The 18933-nt window shown below is 70.9% G+C and carries 18 protein-coding genes; 6 read left to right on the top strand and 12 right to left on the bottom strand.

Annotated features, from left to right (window positions below; translation table 11 throughout):
- Positions 1-293: 293 nt before the first annotated feature.
- The 8 genes from ACZ6Y7_RS20130 to ACZ6Y7_RS20165 are packed head-to-tail and all read right to left on the bottom strand — an operon-like array spanning position 294 to position 7134.
- Positions 294-719 (bottom strand): metal-sulfur cluster assembly factor, encoded by a 426-nt coding sequence (locus ACZ6Y7_RS20130; RefSeq protein ID WP_465759256.1) that lies wholly within the window; start codon positions 717-719, stop codon positions 294-296.
- 22 nt (positions 720-741) lie between these two features.
- Positions 742-1194, bottom strand: a complete 453-nt coding sequence (gene sufU, locus ACZ6Y7_RS20135; protein WP_350521371.1) for a Fe-S cluster assembly sulfur transfer protein SufU — start codon at positions 1192-1194, stop codon at positions 742-744.
- Between the two features lie 34 nt (positions 1195-1228).
- The gene (locus ACZ6Y7_RS20140) at positions 1229-2488 is read right to left on the bottom strand and encodes a cysteine desulfurase (RefSeq protein ID WP_465759257.1); all 1260 of its coding nucleotides are present in this window, start codon (positions 2486-2488) and stop codon (positions 1229-1231) included.
- On the bottom strand, positions 2485-3249 hold the full coding sequence (gene sufC, locus ACZ6Y7_RS20145) for a Fe-S cluster assembly ATPase SufC (RefSeq protein ID WP_402218593.1): 765 nt from the start codon (positions 3247-3249) through the stop codon (positions 2485-2487). Before sufC ends, ACZ6Y7_RS20140 begins: the two co-directional genes overlap by 4 nt.
- A 6-nt stretch (positions 3250-3255) precedes the next feature.
- Positions 3256-3573, bottom strand: a complete 318-nt coding sequence (locus ACZ6Y7_RS20150) for a non-heme iron oxygenase ferredoxin subunit (RefSeq protein ID WP_030055938.1) — start codon at positions 3571-3573, stop codon at positions 3256-3258.
- 5 nt (positions 3574-3578) lie between these two features.
- Complete coding sequence (sufD, locus tag ACZ6Y7_RS20155; protein WP_465759258.1) at positions 3579-4808, bottom strand: Fe-S cluster assembly protein SufD; 1230 nt, start codon at positions 4806-4808, stop codon at positions 3579-3581.
- Positions 4809-4866: 58 nt separating this feature from the next.
- On the bottom strand, positions 4867-6282 hold the full coding sequence (gene sufB / locus ACZ6Y7_RS20160) for a Fe-S cluster assembly protein SufB (protein WP_465759259.1): 1416 nt from the start codon (positions 6280-6282) through the stop codon (positions 4867-4869).
- Between the two features lie 9 nt (positions 6283-6291).
- Positions 6292-7134, bottom strand: a complete 843-nt coding sequence (locus ACZ6Y7_RS20165) for a helix-turn-helix transcriptional regulator (RefSeq protein WP_465759260.1) — start codon at positions 7132-7134, stop codon at positions 6292-6294.
- A 164-nt stretch (positions 7135-7298) separates the two neighbouring features.
- Here ACZ6Y7_RS20165 and ACZ6Y7_RS20170 point away from each other — a divergent pair, with 164 nt between their 5' ends.
- Both ACZ6Y7_RS20170 and ACZ6Y7_RS20175 read left to right on the top strand, forming a co-directional pair.
- A complete protein-coding gene (locus tag ACZ6Y7_RS20170; protein ID WP_465759261.1) occupies positions 7299-8225 on the top strand; it encodes an ABC transporter ATP-binding protein in 927 nt (308 codons plus the stop codon).
- A gap of 47 nt (positions 8226-8272) precedes the next feature.
- The gene (locus tag ACZ6Y7_RS20175) at positions 8273-8992 is read left to right on the top strand and encodes an ABC transporter permease (RefSeq protein WP_465759394.1); all 720 of its coding nucleotides are present in this window, start codon (positions 8273-8275) and stop codon (positions 8990-8992) included.
- 94 nt (positions 8993-9086) lie between these two features.
- On the opposite strand, the gene ACZ6Y7_RS20180 is transcribed toward ACZ6Y7_RS20175, so the two are convergent.
- Both ACZ6Y7_RS20180 and ACZ6Y7_RS20185 read right to left on the bottom strand, forming a co-directional pair.
- Positions 9087-9770: an LAETG motif-containing sortase-dependent surface protein gene (locus ACZ6Y7_RS20180; protein ID WP_465759262.1), complete on the bottom strand. Its 684-nt coding sequence runs from the start codon at positions 9768-9770 to the stop codon at positions 9087-9089.
- Between the two features lie 305 nt (positions 9771-10075).
- Positions 10076-11389: a choice-of-anchor A family protein gene (locus ACZ6Y7_RS20185; protein WP_465759263.1), complete on the bottom strand. Its 1314-nt coding sequence runs from the start codon at positions 11387-11389 to the stop codon at positions 10076-10078.
- 193 nt (positions 11390-11582) lie between these two features.
- Here ACZ6Y7_RS20185 and ACZ6Y7_RS20190 point away from each other — a divergent pair, with 193 nt between their 5' ends.
- Complete coding sequence (locus ACZ6Y7_RS20190) at positions 11583-12557, top strand: COX15/CtaA family protein (protein ID WP_465759264.1); 975 nt, start codon at positions 11583-11585, stop codon at positions 12555-12557.
- A 326-nt stretch (positions 12558-12883) separates the two neighbouring features.
- Here ACZ6Y7_RS20190 and ACZ6Y7_RS20195 read toward each other — a convergent pair whose 3' ends face one another.
- Positions 12884-13222, bottom strand: coding sequence for a hypothetical protein (locus ACZ6Y7_RS20195; RefSeq protein ID WP_465759265.1), 339 nt, complete (start codon positions 13220-13222; stop codon positions 12884-12886).
- A 72-nt stretch (positions 13223-13294) separates the two neighbouring features.
- On the opposite strand from ACZ6Y7_RS20195, the gene ACZ6Y7_RS20200 reads away from it, so the two are divergent.
- A complete protein-coding gene (locus tag ACZ6Y7_RS20200; protein WP_465759266.1) occupies positions 13295-13936 on the top strand; it encodes a DUF2461 domain-containing protein in 642 nt (213 codons plus the stop codon).
- Positions 13937-14134: 198 nt separating this feature from the next.
- On the opposite strand, the gene ACZ6Y7_RS20205 is transcribed toward ACZ6Y7_RS20200, so the two are convergent.
- A complete protein-coding gene (locus ACZ6Y7_RS20205) occupies positions 14135-15082 on the bottom strand; it encodes a heme o synthase (protein ID WP_465759267.1) in 948 nt (315 codons plus the stop codon).
- 463 nt (positions 15083-15545) lie between these two features.
- Between ACZ6Y7_RS20205 and tkt the strand changes: the two genes are divergently transcribed.
- Together tkt and tal are read left to right on the top strand one after the other, a co-directional pair.
- Positions 15546-17645, top strand: a complete 2100-nt coding sequence (gene tkt / locus ACZ6Y7_RS20210) for a transketolase (RefSeq protein ID WP_465759268.1) — start codon at positions 15546-15548, stop codon at positions 17643-17645.
- 86 nt (positions 17646-17731) lie between these two features.
- Positions 17732-18874, top strand: coding sequence for a transaldolase (tal, locus tag ACZ6Y7_RS20215; protein ID WP_465759269.1), 1143 nt, complete (start codon positions 17732-17734; stop codon positions 18872-18874).
- Positions 18875-18933 lie beyond the last annotated feature (59 nt).

Raw genomic sequence — 18933 nt, forward strand, 5'->3', positions numbered from 1 at the left:
GTGTGCCCCCTAACCCCGACCCTCCCTTCCTCCAAAACTACCAGCCGGGCTTCCCCCCCCCCCCCCCCCCGACCCCCCCTTCCCCACCCCGTGCGTCGCCCGGCCGGGCGACGCACGGCGAAGGCCGGGGCGGGCACCCGCCGGTAGGCGGGTGGGGGGTGGACGGTGGGGAACGGCGGTGAACCCGCGCACCAAAGCGGATCACCCACGGGTGTTCACCCCGGAAAGGAAACGCCGCTGCCGCACGAACCCTTCGGTTCGCGCGGCAGCGGAACAACGGTCGACCAGCGACCTCAGACGTTGAACCCGAGCGCCCGGAGCTGCTCGCGCCCGTCGTCGGTGATCTTGTCCGGCCCCCACGGCGGCATCCAGACCCAGTTGATGCGCAGGTCCTGGACCAGGCCGTCGGTGGCCGTCTTCGCCTGGTCCTCGATGACGTCGGTCAGCGGGCAGGCCGCCGAGGTGAGCGTCATGTCGATGGTGGCCACGTCGGACTCGTCGATGTGGATGCCGTAGATCAGGCCCAGGTTGACGACGTCGATCCCGAGTTCCGGGTCGACGACGTCCATCAGGGCCTCGGTCAGGTCCTCCACCGAGACGGTGCCGGCGGTGGTGCCGACGATCAGGCCGGTCGGCTGCTCGTCCGCAGCGGAGGCCGTGGCGTCGGCGGCCGTCGCGTCGGCAGTCGTCGCGGCGGCGGTGGTGCTCTCGTCACTCATGGTCTTGTCCTCCTCTGCAGGTTCAGTCGTTCACGGCGGGGTGCTGGGCGAGCGCCTGGGCGGTGGCGTCCTTCCAGGCCATCCAGCTGAGCAGGGCGCACTTGACCCGGGCCGGGTACTTGGAGACGCCGGCGAACGCGACCGCGTCCTCCAGCACCTCCTCGTCGCCCTCGCCCTGGCCCTTGCTCTGCATCAGCTCCAGGAAGGCCTCCTGGACCGCCTGCGCCTCGCCGACGGACTTGCCGACCACCAGGTCGTTGAGCACCGAGGCGCTCGCCTGGCTGATCGAACAGCCCTGGGACTCGTACGAGACGTCGGCGACCGTCGCGCCGTCGAGCTTCACCCGCAGGGTGATCTCGTCGCCGCACGTCGGGTTGACGTGGTGCACCTCGGCGTCGCCGTCCCGCAGTCCCTTGCCGTGGGGGTTGCGGTAGTGGTCCAGGATGATGTCCTGGTACATCGAGTCGAGCTTCATGATCGTCCTGCCATCCCGTCCGTCCGTACGTCCGTCAGCCGAAGAAGTTCCGGACGTGGTGCAGGCCGTCGATCAGCGCGTCGACCTCGCCCGGCGTCGAGTACAGGTAGAACGACGCCCGCGTGGTCGCCGGAATTCCGTACCGCAGGCAGACCGGCCGCGCGCAGTGGTGGCCGACGCGCACGGCGATGCCCTGCTCGTCCAGCACCTGGCCCACGTCGTGCGGGTGGATGTCGCCCAGCGTGAACGAGATCGCCGCGGCGCGGTCCACGGCCGTGCGCGGGCCGATGATCCGCAGGTCGGGGACCTCCAGCAGCCGTTCCACCGCGTACTCGGTGATCGCGTGCTCGTGCGCCGCGATCTTCTCCATCCCGACACCGCTCAGGTAGTCGATGGCCGCGCCGAGCCCGACCGCCTGGGCGATCGGCGGCGTGCCGGCCTCGAACTTGTGCGGCGCCGGGGCGTAGGTGGACGAGCCCATGGTGACGGTCTCGATCATCTCGCCGCCGCCGAGGAACGGCGGGAGGTCCTCCAGCAGCTCCTGGCGGCCCCAGAGCACGCCGATGCCGGTCGGGGCCAGCATCTTGTGGCCGGTGAAGGCGACGAAGTCGGCCTCCAGCGCCTGGACGTCCAGCACCATGTGCGGGGCGGCCTGCGAGGCGTCGACGACGACCAGCGCGCCGACCGACTGGGCCTTGCGGACGATCGTCTCGACCGGGTTGACGGTGCCGAGCAGGTTGGAGACCAGGGTGAAGGAGACGACCTTGGTCTTCTCGGTGATCAGCTCGTCGATGTTCGACAGGTCGAGCCGGCCCTCGTCGGTCAGCCCGAACCACTTCAGCTTCGCGCCGGTGCGCTGCGACAGCAGCTGCCACGGGACGATGTTGGAGTGGTGCTCCATCTCCGTGATGACGATCTCGGAGTCGGCGTCCACGCGGTACGGCTCGTCGGCCCAACCGAGCATGTTGGCCACGAGGTTGAGCGATTCCGAGGCGTTCTTGGTGAAGATCACCTCGTTGCGGCTGGGCGCGTTGACGAAGGCCGCGACCTTGTCCCGGGCGCCCTCGTACAGCGCGGTGGCCTCCTCGGCGAGCACGTGCACGCCGCGGTGGACGTTGGCGTTGTGCCGCTCGTAGTAGGCCGTCAGCGCCTCGAGCACCTGGCGCGGCTTCTGCGAGGTCGCCGCGTTGTCCAGGTAGACCAGCGGCTTGTCGTCGTGGAGCAGCCGCTGCAGGACCGGGAAGTCCTTGCGGATCGCGTCGGTGTCGAGCAGGCCGGTAAAGGTATGGGTCACTCGGACGCGCCGCCCTTCACGTAGGACTCGTAGCCCTCTTCCTCCAGCTTGTCGGCCAGCTCGGCGCCGCCGGACTCGACGATGCGGCCGCCGGCGAAGACGTGGACGTAGTCGGGCTGGATGTACCGCAGGATGCGGGTGTAGTGGGTGACCAGCAGGGTGCCGACCTCGCCGGTCGAGCGGACCCGGTTGATGCCCTCGGAGACGATCCGCAGCGCGTCGACGTCCAGGCCGGAGTCGGTCTCGTCGAGGATCGCGATCTTCGGCTTGAGCAGCTCGAGCTGGAGGATCTCGTGGCGCTTCTTCTCGCCGCCGGAGAAGCCCTCGTTGACGTTGCGCTCGGCGAAGGCCGGGTCCATCTGGAGGGCGGCCATCGCCTCCTTGACCTCCTTCACCCACAGCCGCAGCTTCGGGGCCTCGCCGCGGACGGCGGTGGCGGCGGTGCGCAGGAAGTTGCTGACCGAGACGCCGGGGACCTCGACCGGGTACTGCATGGCCAGGAAGACGCCCGCCTTGGCGCGCTCGTCGACGGACATCTCCAGGACGTCCTCGCCGTCCAGCAGCACCGAGCCGCCGGTGACGGTGTACTTGGGGTGGCCGGCCAGCGAGTAGGCGAGGGTGGACTTGCCGGAGCCGTTCGGACCCATGATGGCGTGGGTCTCGCCCTGCTTCACGGTCAGGTCGACGCCCTTCAGGATCTCGCGCGGGCCGTTCTCGGCCTCGACGGAGACGTGCAGGTCGCGGATTTCAAGGGTTGCCATGTGTACTCAGGACTCCTGGTTGACGGAGACGAGCACATCGTCCCCTTCGATCTTTACGGGGTAGACAGCGACCGGCTTGGTGGCGGGCAGGCCGGAGGGCTTGCCGGTGCGCAGGTCGAAGCTGGAGCCGTGCAGCCAGCACTCGATCATGCAGTCCTCGACCTCGCCCTCGGAGAGCGCGACGTTCGCGTGCGAGCAGATGTCGTTGATCGCGAACACCCCCTCGTCGGTGCGGACGACGGAGACCGGCACGCCGTTGAGGTCCACGCGCTTGGGCACGTCCTCCTGGAGGTCGCTCAGCGCGCAGGCACGGAGGAAGGTCATCGCGTTCAGACCGCCGCTTCCAGCTCGGCGTCGATCTTCTCCATGAGCTGCTCCTGGACCTCGGCCACGCCGATCTGCTGCAGCAGCTCGGCGAAGAAGCCGCGCACCACCAGGCGGCGGGCCTCGTCCGCGGGGATGCCGCGGGCCTGCAGGTAGAACAGCTGCTCGTCGTCGAAGCGGCCGGTCGCCGAGGCGTGGCCGGCGCCGACGATCTCGCCGGTCTCGATCTCCAGGTTCGGGATGGAGTCGACCCGGGCGCCGTCGGTGAGCACCAGGTTCCGGTTGAGCTCGTAGGTGTCGGTGCCGAGCGCGGCGGCGCGGATCAGCACGTCGCCGACCCAGACCGCGTGCGCGTCCTGGCCCTGCAGCGCGCCCTTGTACGCCACGTTCGACCGGCAGTGCGGCGTGTCGTGGTCGATCACCAGGCGGTGCTCCAGGTGCTGGCCGGCGTCGGCGAAGTAGAGGCCGAACAGCTCGGCCTCGCCGCCGGGACCCGCGTAGTTGACCCGCGGGTGCAGGCGGACCAGGTCGCCGCCGAAGGTCACCACCACGGACTTGTACGAGGCGTCCCGGCCGACCAGCGCGTTGTGCTGGGCGACGTGGACGGCGTCGCGCTCCCAGTCCTGGACGGAGACGAAGGTGAGCTTGGCGCCGTCGCCGACCAGCAGCTCGACGTTGGCGGCCCGGGTGCCGCTGCCCGCGTGGTTGAGCACCACGACGGCTTCGGCGAACGGCTTGACGTCGATCACCACGTGGGCGAAGCGGACGCCGCCCTCCCCGCGGACGTCGATCTTGACCGGCTCGGTCAGCACCGCGTCCTTGGGGACGGTCACCACGAGGGCCTGCTCGAAGGCGCTGAAGGCCTGCGCGGCGACCCGGTCGACCGGCGTGCCGGCCTTGCCCAGGCGGGCGTCGTCCCGGCCGACGGTCTCGGCGGTGACGCCGTCCGGCAGCGTGAACTCGACCTTGTCCTCGCCCTTCACGCCCTGGACGGCGGTGCCGTCGTGCAGCCCGCCGAGGCGGTGCAGCGGGGTGAACCGCCAGTCCTCCTCGCGGCCGGTCGGCACCGGGAAGTCGTTCACGTCGAAGGAGGGCTTGACCGCGACGCGCGCGTCGATCGGCTGCTTGACCGCGTCACGGCCGGTGCCGGGGCCGGCGAGCTGCGCGCCCGCGCCGGCGGTGCCGACCTCGATCGACCCGGCGGTGGTGGAGCCGGTGGTGTTCTGCTCAGCCATGGCTGTTCGTAGTGCTCTCTTCCTCGGATTCAGTGGATGGCGGGTGCTCGGCCGGGCGTCAGCCGACCGCGCCCTCCATCTGCAGCTCGATCAGCCGGTTGAGCTCCAGCGCGTACTCCATCGGCAGCTCGCGCGCGATCGGCTCGACGAAGCCGCGCACGATCATCGCCATGGCCTCGGTCTCGGTCAGGCCGCGGCTCATCAGGTAGAACAGCTGGTCCTCGCTGACCTTGGAGACGGTCGCCTCGTGGCCCATGGACACGTCGTCCTCGCGGACGTCCACGTAGGGGTAGGTGTCCGAGCGGGAGATCGTGTCGACCAGCAGCGCGTCGCACAGCACGTTGGACTTGGCGCCGTGCGAGCCCTCGCCGATCTCGATCAGACCGCGGTAGGAGGTCCGGCCGCCGCCGCGCGCCACCGACTTGGAGACGATGTGCGAGGAGGTGTTCGGCGCCATGTGCACCATCTTGGCGCCGGCGTCCTGGTGCTGGCCCTCGCCCGCGAAGGCGATCGACAGGGTCTCGCCCTTGGCGTGCTCGCCCATCAGGTAGACGGCCGGGTACTTCATGGTGACCTTGGAGCCGATGTTGCCGTCGATCCACTCCATGGTCGCGCCCTCGTACGCCACGGCGCGCTTGGTGACCAGGTTGTAGACGTTGTTCGACCAGTTCTGGATGGTCGTGTAGCGGCAGCGGCCGCCCTTCTTGACGATGATCTCCACGACCGCGGAGTGCAGCGAGTCGGAGGAGTAGATCGGCGCGGTGCAGCCCTCGACGTAGTGGACGTAGGCGTCCTCGTCGACGATGATCAGCGTCCGCTCGAACTGGCCCATGTTCTCGGTGTTGATCCGGAAGTAGGCCTGCAGCGGGATGTCGACGTGCACGCCCTTCGGCACGTAGATGAACGAGCCGCCGGACCACACCGCGGTGTTCAGCGCGGCGAACTTGTTGTCGCCGGCCGGGATGACGGTGCCGAAGTACTCCTTGAACAGCTCCGGGTGCTCGCGCAGCGCGGTGTCGGTGTCCAGGAAGATGACGCCCTGCTCCTCCAGGTCCTCGCGGATCTGGTGGTAGACGACCTCGGACTCGTACTGGGCGGCGACACCGGCGACCAGGCGCTGCTTCTCCGCCTCCGGGATGCCCAGCTTGTCGTAGGTGGCCTTGATGTCCGCCGGCAGGTCCTCCCAGGACTCGGCCTGCTTCTCGGTCGAGCGGACGAAGTACTTGATGTTGTCGAAGTCGATGCCGGTGAGGTCGGAGCCCCAGGTCGGCATGGGCTTCTTGCCGAACAGCTTCAGGCCCTTGAGGCGCAGGTTCAGCATCCACTCGGACTCGTTCTTCTTCGCGGAGATGTCGCGCACGACCTCCTCGCTGAGCCCGCGCTTGGCCGCGGCGCCGGCGGCGTCCGGGTCGGCCCAGCCGTACTCGTAGTTGCCCAGGCCCTCGAGCTCCGGGTGCGAAACGGTGTCAGTCATGCGAGCTTCCTAACGCGCGGACGCAGAATCTTCGGTGGACGTACCGGCAATCGGCACCGCATCGGAGCCGCGGCCCGCGGAACCACGGGCGGACGACGATGCGGCACCGGGTGCCGGCACATAGGTGGTGCAGACCCCGTCGCCGTGGGCGATGGTGGCCAGCCGTTGCACATGGGTGCCCAGGAGCTGGGAGAAGACCTCGGTCTCCGCCTCGCAGAGCTGGGGGAACTGCTCGGCGATGTGCGCGACCGGGCAGTGGTGCTGGCAGAGCTGGGCGCCCGCCGGGGCCTTGGCCGCGGCCGACGGGACACGCCGCACCGTGGCAGCGTACCCGTCCGCGCTCAGCGCCTGCGCGAGCGCCTCGGTGCGTTCCTCGGCACCGGCGTGGCGCAGCGCCTCCAGGTACCGCTCGCCCTGCTTGCCGAAGCGGGCCCGGGCGAAGGCGGCGACCGCCTGCTCGCCCGCCTTGCCGCCGCCCACCGAGTCCGAGATCCAGCGCAGCGCGTCGGCGGCGAGCTGGTCGTACGCCTGGTAGAAGGCGTCCCGGCCGGCGTCGGTGAGGGCGAAGACCTTGGCCGGACGGCCCCGACCGCGGCTGCCGTAGACCCGCTGTTCGCGGGACTCGACCAGGCCGGCGGCGGCGAGTCCGTCGAGGTGGCGGCGGACGGCGGCGGCGGTGAGGCCGAGCCGGCTCGCCAGGTCGGCGGCGGAGGAGGGGCCGTGGTCCAGGATCGACCGGGCGACCCGGTCCCGGGTGGCGCGGTGGCCCTCCAGCAGCACCTCGGCCGCCGTCACGGGCACGTCGCAGTGGGAGGCCGACTCGGCCTCCTGCTGCTGGGCGTGCTCGCGCATGTTTTTCACAACACCAGTGTTGCGTAATTACTTCCGTCGGGACAAGCCGTGACCCACGCCTCACCGGTGTGATCGATCACGCAGGCAAGCCTTACCTGACCTGGGGAAACGATCACCGAGGCCACCGTGGGGCCCGCGCGTGAGCGCCTCTTACACTCGCCGGTATGCACTCCGAACCCGCGGTCCAGATCGCCGGGCTGGTCAAGCGCTACGGCGACAAGTCGGCCGTGGACGGTCTCGACCTCACCATCGCGACCGGCGCGATCACCGCCGTCCTCGGCCCCAACGGCGCCGGCAAGACCACCACCATCGAGACCTGCGAGGGCTACCGCCGCCCCGACGCCGGCACCGTCCGCGTCCTCGGCCTCGACCCGGTCACCCAGAGCGCCGCGCTGCGCCCCCGGATCGGCGTCATGCTGCAGTCCGGCGGCGTGTACGCGGGCGCCCGCGCCGTCGAGATGCTGCGGCACACCGCCAAGCTGCACGCGCACCCGCTGGACGTGGACGCGCTGGTCGAGCGCCTCGGCCTCGGCTCCTGCGGCCGGACCGCCTACCGGCGGCTGTCCGGCGGCCAGCAGCAGCGGCTCGCCCTGGCCATGGCCGTGGTCGGCCGCCCCGAGCTGGTCTTCCTGGACGAGCCCACCGCGGGCCTCGACCCGCAGGCCCGCCGCGCCACCTGGGAGCTGGTGCGCGACCTGCGCCGGGACGGCGTCACCGTGGTCGTCACCACCCACCACATGGACGAGGCCGAGCAGCTCGCCGACCGCGTCGCCGTCGTGGACCGCGGCCGGGTGATCGCCGAGGGCACCACCGAGGAGCTCTGCCGTGACGGCGCCGAGAGCGCCCTGCGCTTCGACGGCCCGCCCGGGCTCGACCTCGGCCCCCTGCTCAAGGACCTGCCCGAGGGTGCCCGCGCCGTCGAGACCGCCCCCGGGAGCTACCGGATCGAGGCCCCGGTGGACCCGCAGCTGCTGGCCGCCGTCACCGGCTGGTGCGCGGCGGCCGGCGTCCTGCCCGAACGGCTGTCCGTGCAGCGCCGCAGCCTCGAAGACGTCTTCCTCGACCTGACCGGACGGGAGCTCCGCTCGTGACCTCGACCGACTACTCCCCCGCGCCGGGGGCCGCACCGGTCGGCCGGATGCTGCTCGCCCAGACCGCGTTCGAGACCCGGATGCTGCTGCGCAACGGTGAACAGCTGCTGCTCACCGTGGTCATCCCGACCGTGCTGCTGGTGCTGTTCTCCGCCGTGGACATCGTCGCGGTCGAGGGCCCGGGGAAGCGGGTCGACTTCCTGGCCCCCGGCCTGCTCGCGCTGGCCGTGATGTCCACCGCGTTCACCGGTCAGGCCATCGCCACCGGCTTCGAGCGCCGCTACGGCGTGCTGAAGCGGCTCGGCGCCAGCCCGCTCCCGCGCTGGACGCTGCTGACCGCCAAGACCGGCTGCGTCCTGGTGACGGAGGCGCTGCAGGTCGCCCTGCTGTCGGCGATCGCGCTGGCGCTCGGCTGGTCCCCGCAGGGCGATCCGCTGTCCGTGGTCGCGCTGCTGGTGCTCGGCACCGCCGCCTTCTCCGGGCTCGGCCTGCTGATGGCCGGCACCCTGAAGGCCGAGGCCACCCTGGCCGCCGCCAACCTGGTGTTCGTCCTGCTGCTGCTCGCGGGCGGGGTGATCGTGCCGCTGAGCAGGTTCCCCGACGCCGTGCGCTCGGTACTGGAGCTGCTGCCGATCTCGGCGCTCTCGGACGGCCTGCGGTCGGTGCTGCAGACCGGCGCCGGGGTGCCCTGGGCCGACCTCGGGATCCTGGCCGTCTGGTCGGTGCTCGGCCTGGCCGCGGCCGCCCGCTTCTTCCGCTGGGAGTGACCCACCGCGGCACCCGATGACGGGCGACGCCCCCCGGCCACCAGAGGCCGGGGGGCGTCGCGCTGTTTCGGCTCGTTCGGCTCGCGCCGGGACGTCAGCCCTGGCTGCCGCCGCGACGCTTGCGGGCGAGCAGCACCAGCGCGCCGCCGACGAGCAGCACGCCGCCGCCGACGGCCGCGATCATCGGGGTGGCGTCACTGCTACCGGTCTGGGCGAGCACCGGCCCGCTGCTGGTCGCCGCCGGGGCGGGGGTCGTGCTCGGGGTGGCCGACGGGGTGACGGTCGGCGTCGCGGTGGGCGTGGGGGTCTTCGTCGGCGTCACGGTCGGCGTCGGCGTCGCCGTGGGGGTGGGCGTGGGGGTCGGGGTCTTGGTGGGAGTGGGGGTGGGGGTCGGAGTCGGCGTGTGGCACGGCTCGATGGTCTTGGTCTCGTTGATGTTCCACCCCTTCTCGTTCGGGTTCTCCGAGGTGGTGACGACCAGGTTCGCCTTGATCGGGGCGGTGTGGTCCTTCACCGGGAAGGTGCCGTGGAACTCGGCGGGGAAGGTCTTGGCGTCCAGGACCTTCTCGCCGTCGATGGTGAGGCTGACGGTGTTCTTCACGTCAGGCTTGGGGCTGTAGTTGATCAGGTCGATCACGACCTTGTCGCAGGTCACCGACCAACTCGGCACGTGTGCCGAGGCGTTGCCGGCCAGTGCCAGGGGCAGGAGAAAACCGGCCGCCGCCGTTCCGGCCAGTGCCGCCGCGCCGATCCCGATGTGCCGCTGCTGTCGCGCCATTACGCTGTTCCCCTCCGAACGATCCTGTGCAGCAGGCGTGTTGAGTGGTTCGCGGAGGCCCGCTACGACTGTCCGGGGGACTCTACCGGCACTCGCGCATCCCGCTACACCCCGCCGTACGACCGGATTTCGTCTGTCCGTCCGTGCTCCGATGTGCATGACCAGCCCATCACAGCCGCCACCTCGCAGAACGCGAATTCGGCAAACTTGAATGAACTTCGTCACCTTTCAGACAGAACGGCGCCCCTGGAGATCGGGTTCAATCACCAGGGGCGCCGCTTCGATCAGCTGCGCTTCCCGATCCTTCAGGCCCTCTTGGCCGCCTTGCGCCGGGCGGCCACCACGATCGCGCCACCGGCGGCGATCACCACCGCACCGCCGATCGCCAGCGGCACCACCGGGCCGGAACCGGTGTGCGCCAGGTTGCCACCGCCGGTCGCCGTGGCGGACGGGCTCGCCGAGCCGGAGGCCACCGGAGTGGCCGTCGAGGCGGAGGCGGAGGCGGACGGGCTCGCCGAACCGCTCGCACTGGGCTTGCCACTCGGCGTCACCGACGGACTCGCCGACCCGCCCGGTGAGGCCGAACCGCTCGGCGTCACCGACGGCGAGCCGCTCGGCACCACCGGCGGCACGGTCGGCGTACCGGTCGGGGTCGGCACCGGCGTCCCTGGCAGGCAGCCGGTGAACGGGTAGTGGTGCGTCTCCGCGCCGCCCTTGCCGGTCAGCGAGGCCGCGATCACCGAGCCGTTGACCGGGCCGCCGCTGCCGAGGTCGAAGGCGGCGTTCGGCGCGAGCACCGTACCGGCCCAGGCGGCCTGACTGTTCTTGACCACCTTGGTCGCGGTCGGGAAGTTCCAGAGCAGCTTCGCCCGGACCGCCCCGCCCGCCGCGCTCTGCAGCTTGTCGTCCAGGACGAAGGCGGACCTGCCCGCGTCCCACAGGAAGAACCCGCTGGTCCCGGCCGCCGCCATGTCGTACGCGCCACCGGTCACGGTGACCACCGTCACCGCGCCGGCCGGCACCTTGACGTAGACCTCCTTGGCGCCCTGCAGCTTCGCCGCGTCGACGGTGAAGCCGTTGTACGTCGCGTCCCCGCCGGTGAACGTCAGCTTCGCGCCCTCGGCCTGGACGGTGGCACCGGCGGTCTGCGGCACGGCGGCCAGCGCGGTGGAGGCGGCGCGCAGCTGGGCGAACTCCGCCGTGAAGTCGATCGGCGAGGCTCCCTGGCGGACGGTGCCGGCGTGCGCCTGGACGACCGCGCCGTCGGCCTTCGAGCCGTAGACGCCGTTGCCCTTCATCACCTGGGTGTTGTGGCCGGTGATGCGACCGGCCACGACCAGCGCGTTCTTGCCGGGCAGCGCGTCGACCTCGGCGGCGGTGAGCTCCTGGCCGACCGAGAAGCCGCCGGTGAAGTCCGCGTTGCCGCCGACCGCGACGGCGCCCTCGGCGTCGGGGGTGTGGGTGTCGTCGCCCTCGATGAACTCGCCGTAGAGGTTGGCGACCCCGAGGCCGCGGCACTCCTGGTCGGTGCCGACGGCCTGGGCGGCCGGCGCGGCGAGGCCGGCCAGGGCGAGTGAGCCGCCGACCGCGAGCGCGGCGGCGGCAGTGGATATGCGCATGTGCAGAATCTCCGCTTGCGGGAGGAGTGGGAGCGACCCCAGAACAGGTATGGACCAATCCGCACTCTTTCGGCCCGACGGGCGATTGGTCAAGACCATTGATCAGCGTGTCCGAACAATCCGTTTTACGCCCCGACCGCCCGGCCCGCGCCCCGCCCCAAGATCGCCTGTAAGGCCGCCTACGATTGACCCCGTGCGTACCCCCTTCTCCCTGCTCGCCGAGCGCTGGCAGCCCTCCGCCGCGATGGTCCGGCGCGCCGCGTTCGCCGCGCTGGTGATGAGCGTGGTGATCGTCGTCACCGGCGGCGCCGTCCGGCTCACCGCCTCCGGCCTCGGCTGCACGACCTGGCCCCGCTGCACCGACGAGAGCCTGACGCCCACCGCCGAGATGGGCTTCCACGGCGTCGTCGAGTTCACCAACCGGATGCTCACCTACGTGCTGAGCGCGGCGGTCGGCTGGGCGATCCTGGCCGCCCGCTGCCACCGGCCCTGGCGGCGGGGGCTGACCAAGCTCGGCTGGGCCCAGTTCTGGCTGGTGATGAGCAACGCCGTACTCGGCGGCATCACGGTCCTCACGGGCCTCAACCCGTACACCGTCGCGCTGCACATGATCGCCGCGATGGCCCTGGTCTGGGTCGCCCTGCTGATGTGGGAGCGCAGCAAGGAGGGCGACGCCCCGCCGAAGCTCGCCGTGGCCCGGCCCATCCACCAGCTCTCCTACGTCCTGGTCACGGTCGTCGGCCTGCTGGTCGCCGCCGGCACCCTGGTCACCGGCGCCGGCCACCACCCGGGCACGCCCAAGGACAACAAGATCGTCCCGCGCATCCCGATCGACTACGACAGGCTGGCCCAGTTCCACGCCGACTTCGCCTTCGTCTCCGTCGGCCTGACCATCGCGATGATCTTCGTCTTCGCCGCGGTCAAGGCCCCGCAGGCGGCCAAGTCCCGCGCCAAGGAACTCCTCGCGGTCCTGCTCGTCCAGGGCGTCCTCGGCTTCGTCCAGTACTTCACCGACGCCCCCGAGCTGATGGTCGGCCTCCACATGCTGCTGGCCTCCCTGACCTGGATCGCCGCCCTGAGAATCCCCCTCGCCCTGCGCACGAGGGCGGCCGAGGAGCCCACGGCCGACACCCCGGCCCCGCGCACCCACGAAACCGCCGCAGTCTGAGCGAGATCGTCGAAGGCCCCCAATCACACGTGATTGGGGGCCTTCGGCGTCAAGCAGGCCCCAGCCGGTCCTCCTGACCGAGCACGACGTCCACCAGTGGGCCCGGCCCGACCACCTGCCCGACGTCAGCGACGCGGTCCGCGAGCTGATCGCCTCCTGAGGCCATTGGGAACCGGGAACCGGGCTGCTTCGCCCTTGGCGCCGGCTCCCCAGGGCGGGGGAGGGCCCATGCCATTGCCCGCCGGGCCGGCAGCCAGCCATCTGAAGACGACGGCGGCCCGGCTCCCCCGCCCTGGGGAGCCGGGCCGCCGCCGTCTCTGCAGGCCTCAGCCGCCGAGCTGGATGCCGGCCATCCGCTTCCACTCGTACGGCCCGGTCTTGACCTTGAGGCCCAGCTCGCCCTCGAAGGAGTCGTGCAGGGTCAGCCCGGCCAACTCGGCGGCGCGTCGGCCGACGGCGTAGCTGGGGGCGACCTGGTCGCCCCAGGCGCCGTCCGCACCGACCACGACGATCCGGGTGGCGACGGCGCCGACGTACTCGACGACCGCGTCGGCGCTGCCCCCGTGCTGCTGGGCGAAGCTGGTGAGGTTCTTGGCGATGCGCTTGGCGCGGCGCTCGGTGCGGGCGTCCGGCGCGGCGGCGGTGGCGGTCGATGCGCTGCTCATGCCCGCATGCTACCCACCGGTAGACGAGCTGGCGACGGGAGCACCCTGTGCACCGGGACACATACTCGGAACATGACGTTCAAAGGCTGGCCGGCTGAGGCGCTGGACTTCTACGAGCACCTCGAAGCCGACAACTCGAAGACCTTCTGGCAGGCCCACAGGGGGCAGTACGAGGACGCGGTGCGCGCGCCCATGGAGGACCTGCTCGCCGAGCTGGAGGCGGAGTTCGGCCCGGGGAAGATCTTCCGCCCCAACCGCGACGTCCGGTTCAGCGCCGACAAGTCCCCGTACAAGACGCACATCGGCGCCCACCTGGAGAGCGGTGGCTACATCCAGCTCTCCGCCGACGGCCTGGCCTGCGGCAACGGCATGTACCAGCTCGCCCCGGACCAGCTGGAGCGCTACCGCGCCGCCGTCGCCGAGGACGTCACCGGCGCCGAGTTGGAGCGGGTGATCGCCCGGGTGGAGAAGGACGGCCCGCAGGTGTCCGGCCGGGACTCCCTCAAGTCGGCCCCGCGCGGCTACCCCAAGGACCACCCCAGGATCGGGCTGCTGCGCCACAAGGGCCTGGTGGCCTGGCAGGAGTGGGAGCCCGCGAAGTGGCTGGGCACCCGTACCGCCTACACCCGGATCACCGGCTTCCTGCGCGCCTCCCAACCGCTGCGGGACTGGCTGGACGGCCACGTCGGCCCGTCGGAACACCCCTCCCGCTGAATCCCTCGGAACTCCCCTCCCGCTGAATCCGCCGGGACTCCCCTCCCCCGGATGCCCTCCGAGCCCCCCGCCCGGCCGCCGAACGCGAAGGCACCCCGCCGAAAACACGAGGAACCCCGCCGAACACCGAGGAGCCCCGCCGAACGCGAAGGAGCCCCGGTCCGCAACCGGACCGGGGCTCCTCAACGCTTCAAGCCGCTACTTCACGAACGGGTCGACCGCGCACACCACCATCAGCAGCGACAGGTAGGTGATCGACCAGTGGAACAGCCGCATCTCCTTGAGCTTGGCGCCCACGATCCCGGCCTTGGCCCGCGCGTACAGCGCGTGCGCCTCGCGCAGCCAGAAGCCGCCCAGCAGCACCGCGGCGAGCGGGTACAGCCAGCTCATGTGCCCCAGCGGCCAGACGGCCAGCGAGACCGCCACCATCACCCAGGAGTACGCGACGACCTGCTTGCCGACGGCGACGTTGCCCTTGATCACCGGCAGCATCGGCACGCCGGCCCGCTCGTAGTCGTCGCGCACCTTCATCGACAGCACCCAGGTGTGCGGCGGGGTCCAGAAGAACACCACCAGGAACAGGGCGACCGCCGCCCAGGACACCGAGTTCGTCACCGAGGACCAGCCGACCAGCACCGGCATGCAGCCGGCGATGCCGCCCCAGACGATGTTCTGCGAGGTGCGCCGCTTCAGCCCCAGCGTGTAGACGAACACGTAGAACAGCAGCGCGCCCAGCGCCAGTCCGGCGGACAGCCAGTTGACGCCGAGGCCGAGCACCAGCGTCGACACGACCGCGAGCACGATGCCGAACACCAGCGCCTCGCGCGGCGACACCATCCCGGTGACGATCGGCCGCCGCTCGGTGCGGGACATCATCGCGTCGATGTCGCGGTCGATGTACATGTTGAGGGCGTTGGCGCCGCCCGCCGACAGGTAGCCGCCGACCACGACCTTCAGTACCAGCAGCATGTTCGGTACGCCCTGCTGGGCCAGGAACATCACCGGCACGGTGCTCATCAGCAGCAGCTCGATGATCCGCGGCTTGGTCAGTGCGACGAACGCGCCGACACGGGCCCCGATCGGCCGGTGCGCAGGAGTCGCCCCGGTGACCCCGGCGGGACGGGTTTCGACGGCGGTCACTAACACCCCAACTGAAGATGAATCCTCGCAGGCGTCCACAGGAACGAAGGGTCCCGAATCGTCCGCTCTGCGCGTACCACGACACCATAGACGCTCCATATATCGCATCCGGCTCCGGGGTCCCCGGCGAGGCCGAACCGCACACCCCCGGGTGAACCGACTGGGCGAAGCCACGAACCGTCTCCGGCGGGCGCCGCTACCTCGTCCTGACCACCCCGGCGGCGGGCGGCCGGGAAACGGGAGAGCCTGGGACAAATGCCCTCAGACCGGCCTAGTGGGAATCACCATGCGGAAATCCCGGTTGTCTCAGCACGGAGGGTGAGCCCCGGCCCGGACGGTAGGCTCGCACGGAGAAGCGGGATCTACCCTCCGTGACCGGCACCACCCAGCGTCGGGACCACAGCGCCGTGGCCGACCCGGTCCCCATTCACGGGGTCACTCTTCAATACGGAAGGAGCCCTGAGACAGGGTGAGCACTGCGCCGACGAACGCATTCGAGTGGACCGATCTGGACGAGCGCACGGTTGACACCGCGCGAGTCCTCGCCATGGACGCCGTCCAGAAGGTCGGCAACGGACACCCCGGGACGGCCATGTCGCTGGCCCCGGCCGCGTACCTGATCTTCCAGCGGTTCCTGCGCCACGACCCGACCGACCCGGCCTGGGTCGGCCGCGACCGCTTCGTCCTCTCCCCCGGGCACACCAGCCTGACCCTCTACACCCAGCTGTACCTCTCGGGCTACGGCCTGGAGCTGGACGACCTCAAGGCCTTCCGCGTCGCCGGCAGTCGCACCCCCGGCCACCCCGAGCACGGCCACACCGCCGGCGTGGAGACCACCACCGGCCCGCTCGGCCAGGGCATCGCCAACGCGGTCGGCATGGCGATGGCCGCCCGCTACGAGCGCGGCCTGTTCGACCCGGAGGCCCCGGCCGGCGAGTCCCCCTTCGACCACACCATCTGGGCCATCGTCTCCGACGGCGACCTGGAGGAGGGCATCTCCGCCGAGGCCTCCTCCCTCGCCGGGCACCAGCAGCTGGGCAACCTGGTCGCCCTGTACGATGACAACCACATCTCGATCGAGGGCGACACCGAGACCGCGTTCTCCGAGGACGTCCTCAAGCGCTACGAGGCGTACGGCTGGCACGTCCAGCGGGTCGCCCCCAAGTCCAACGGCGACATCGACGTGGCCGCCCTCGCCGAGGCGCTGGCCGCGGCCAAGGCGGAGACCTCCCGCCCGTCGATGATCGCGATGCGGACGATCATCGCCTGGCCGGCCCCGGACGCCCAGAACACCGCCAAGGCGCACGGCTCCGCGCTCGGCGCCGCCGAGATCGCCGCCACCAAGAAGGTCCTGGGCTTCGACCCGGAGAAGACCTTCGAGGTCAGCGACCAGGTCATCGAGCACGCCCGCCTGGTCATCAAGCGCGGCAAGGCCGCCCGCGACCAGTGGCAGCGGTCCTTCGACGCCTGGCGCGCCGCCAACCCGCACCGCGCCGCCGAGTTCGACCGGATCCAGGCCGGCGAGCTGCCCGAGGGCTGGAAGAAGGCCGTCCCCTCCTTCCCGGCCGGCAAGGACGTCGCCACCCGCAAGGCCTCCGGCGACACCCTCAAGGCGCTCGGCGCGGTGATCCCGGAGCTGTGGGGCGGCTCCGCCGACCTCGCCGAGTCCAACCTCACCACCATCGACGAGGACAGCTCCTTCCTCCCCGAGGGCAACCCGCTGAAGTCGGCGAGCCCGTACGGCCGGACGATCCACTTCGGCATCCGCGAGCACGCCATGGGCTCGACCATGAACGGCATCGCCCTGCACGGCAGGACCCGCGTGTACGGCGGCACCTTCCTGGTCTTCGCCGACTACATGCGCCCGGCCGTCCGCCTGGCCGCGCTGATGAAGCTGCCGGTCACCTACGTCTGGACGCACGACTCGATCGGCCTCGGCGAGGACGGCCCGACCCACCAGCCGGTCGAGCACCTGGCCTCGCTGCGCGCCATCCCGGGCCTGGCCATGGTCCGCCCGGCCGACGCCAACGAGACCGCCGTCGCCTGGCGCACCATCGTCGAGCGCCAGACCAGCCACCCCGGCCCGGTCGGCCTGGCCCTCACCCGCCAGGGCGTCCCGACCTTCGACCGCGAGGTGTTCGGCTCCGCCGAGGGCGCCGCGAAGGGCGGCTACGTCCTGGCCGAGGCCTCGACGGGCGACCCACAGGTGATCCTGATCGGCACCGGCTCCGAGGTCCAGCTGGCGGTCAAGGCCCGCGAGGTGCTGGAGGGCGAGGGCATCGCGACCCGCGTGGTATCGCTGCCGTCCTTCGAGTGGTTCCAGGAGCAGGACCAGGCCTACCGCGACAGCGTGCTGCCGCCGTCGGTGAAGGCCCGCGTCTCGGTCGAGGCCGGCATCGCCCAGGGCTGGCGCGAGCTGGTCGGCGACCACGGCCGGATCGTCTCGCTGGAGCACTTCGGCGCCTCCGCCGACTACAAGGTGCTGTTCGAGGAGTTCGGCATCACCGCCGAGCGCGTGGTCGCCGAGGCCCACAACGCGCTGCGCTCCCTCGAAGCCGTCAACCGCTAGCACCACGGGCCGCGTACTCGCCCGCACGCGGGTACGCGGCCTCCTCTGACTACCCCACGAAGCAGAAGAGCAAGGGACTGAGCAGCATGACTGACGCACTGAAGCGCCTCAGCGACGAAGGCGTGGCGATCTGGCTGGACGACCTCAGCCGCAAGCGGCTGAACTCCGGCAACCTGGCCGAGCTGGTGCAGAACAAGCACGTGGTGGGCGTCACCACCAACCCGACCATCTTCCAGAAGGCGATCGCCGGCAGCGGCGACGACTCCTACGACGGCCAGCTGCGCGACCTCGCCGTCCGCAAGGTGACCACCGAGGAGGCGATCCGCATGATCACCACCTCCGACGTGCGCGACGCCGCCGACGTGCTGCGCCCGGTCTACGACGCCTCCAACGGCCGCGACGGCCGGGTCTCCATCGAGGTCGACCCGCGCCTGGCGCACGAGACCGCCGCCACCGTGGCCGAGGCCAAGCAGCTGTGGTGGCTGGTCGACCGCCCGAACGTCTTCATCAAGATCCCCGCCACCAAGGCCGGCCTGCCCGCCATCAGCGAGGTCATCGGCAAGGGCATCAGCGTCAACGTCACGCTGATCTTCTCGCTGGAGCGCTACAAGGCCGTCATCGACGCCTACCTGACCGGCCTGGAGACCGCCAAGGCCAAGGGCCTGGACCTCTCCCAGATCGAGTCCGTCGCCTCCTTCTTCGTCTCCCGCGTGGACACCGAGATCGACAAGCGCCTGGACAAGATCGGCGGCGACGCCAAGAACCTGCGCTCCAAGGCCGCCCTGGCCAACGCCCGCCTCGCCTACCAGGCGTACGAGGAGGTCTTCGGCAGCGTCGACGGCAAGACCGCCGGGAACGCCCGTTGGCTCGCCCTGGAGGCCGCCGGCGCCAAGCCGCAGCGCCCGCTGTGGGCCTCCACCGGCGTCAAGGACCCGGCCCTGCCGGACACCCTGTACGTCACCGAGCTGGTCGCCCCCGGCACCGTCAACACCATGCCCGAGGCCACCCTGGACGCCACCGGCGACCACGGCGTGGTCACCGGCAACACCATCGTCCCCAACTACGCCGACGCCCGGGCCGTCCTGGACGCCATCGCCGCCGCCGGCGTGGACTACGACGACGTCGTCCAGGTCCTGGAGGACGAGGGCGTCGAGAAGTTCGAGCAGTCCTGGAACGAGCTGCTCGACACCGTCACCGCCTCGCTCGCCTCCTTCGCCGACGAGAAGTGACCCCTGCTCACAGCCAGCGCACGAAAGCGGAGCCCATCAAGTGAGCACTGATTTCCCCG

The organism is Kitasatospora sp. NPDC053308 (genome assembly GCF_055585785.1).

Coding starts and splice junctions, on each gene's coding strand:
- ACZ6Y7_RS20130 (WP_465759256.1), bottom strand. CDS start 719: ATGAGTGACGAGAGCACCACCGCCGCCGCGACGACTGCCGACGCGACG.
- sufU (WP_350521371.1), bottom strand. CDS start 1,194: ATGAAGCTCGACTCGATGTACCAGGACATCATCCTGGACCACTACCGC.
- sufC (WP_402218593.1), bottom strand. CDS start 3,249: ATGGCAACCCTTGAAATCCGCGACCTGCACGTCTCCGTCGAGGCCGAG.
- ACZ6Y7_RS20150 (WP_030055938.1), bottom strand. CDS start 3,573: ATGACCTTCCTCCGTGCCTGCGCGCTGAGCGACCTCCAGGAGGACGTG.
- sufD (WP_465759258.1), bottom strand. CDS start 4,808: ATGGCTGAGCAGAACACCACCGGCTCCACCACCGCCGGGTCGATCGAG.
- sufB (WP_465759259.1), bottom strand. CDS start 6,282: ATGACTGACACCGTTTCGCACCCGGAGCTCGAGGGCCTGGGCAACTAC.
- ACZ6Y7_RS20165 (WP_465759260.1), bottom strand. CDS start 7,134: ATGCGCGAGCACGCCCAGCAGCAGGAGGCCGAGTCGGCCTCCCACTGC.
- ACZ6Y7_RS20170 (WP_465759261.1), top strand. CDS start 7,299: ATGCACTCCGAACCCGCGGTCCAGATCGCCGGGCTGGTCAAGCGCTAC.
- ACZ6Y7_RS20175 (WP_465759394.1), top strand. CDS start 8,273: ATGCTGCTCGCCCAGACCGCGTTCGAGACCCGGATGCTGCTGCGCAAC.
- ACZ6Y7_RS20180 (WP_465759262.1), bottom strand. CDS start 9,770: ATGGCGCGACAGCAGCGGCACATCGGGATCGGCGCGGCGGCACTGGCC.
- ACZ6Y7_RS20185 (WP_465759263.1), bottom strand. CDS start 11,389: ATGCGCATATCCACTGCCGCCGCCGCGCTCGCGGTCGGCGGCTCACTC.
- ACZ6Y7_RS20195 (WP_465759265.1), bottom strand. CDS start 13,222: ATGAGCAGCGCATCGACCGCCACCGCCGCCGCGCCGGACGCCCGCACC.
- ACZ6Y7_RS20200 (WP_465759266.1), top strand. CDS start 13,295: ATGACGTTCAAAGGCTGGCCGGCTGAGGCGCTGGACTTCTACGAGCAC.
- tal (WP_465759269.1), top strand. CDS start 17,732: ATGACTGACGCACTGAAGCGCCTCAGCGACGAAGGCGTGGCGATCTGG.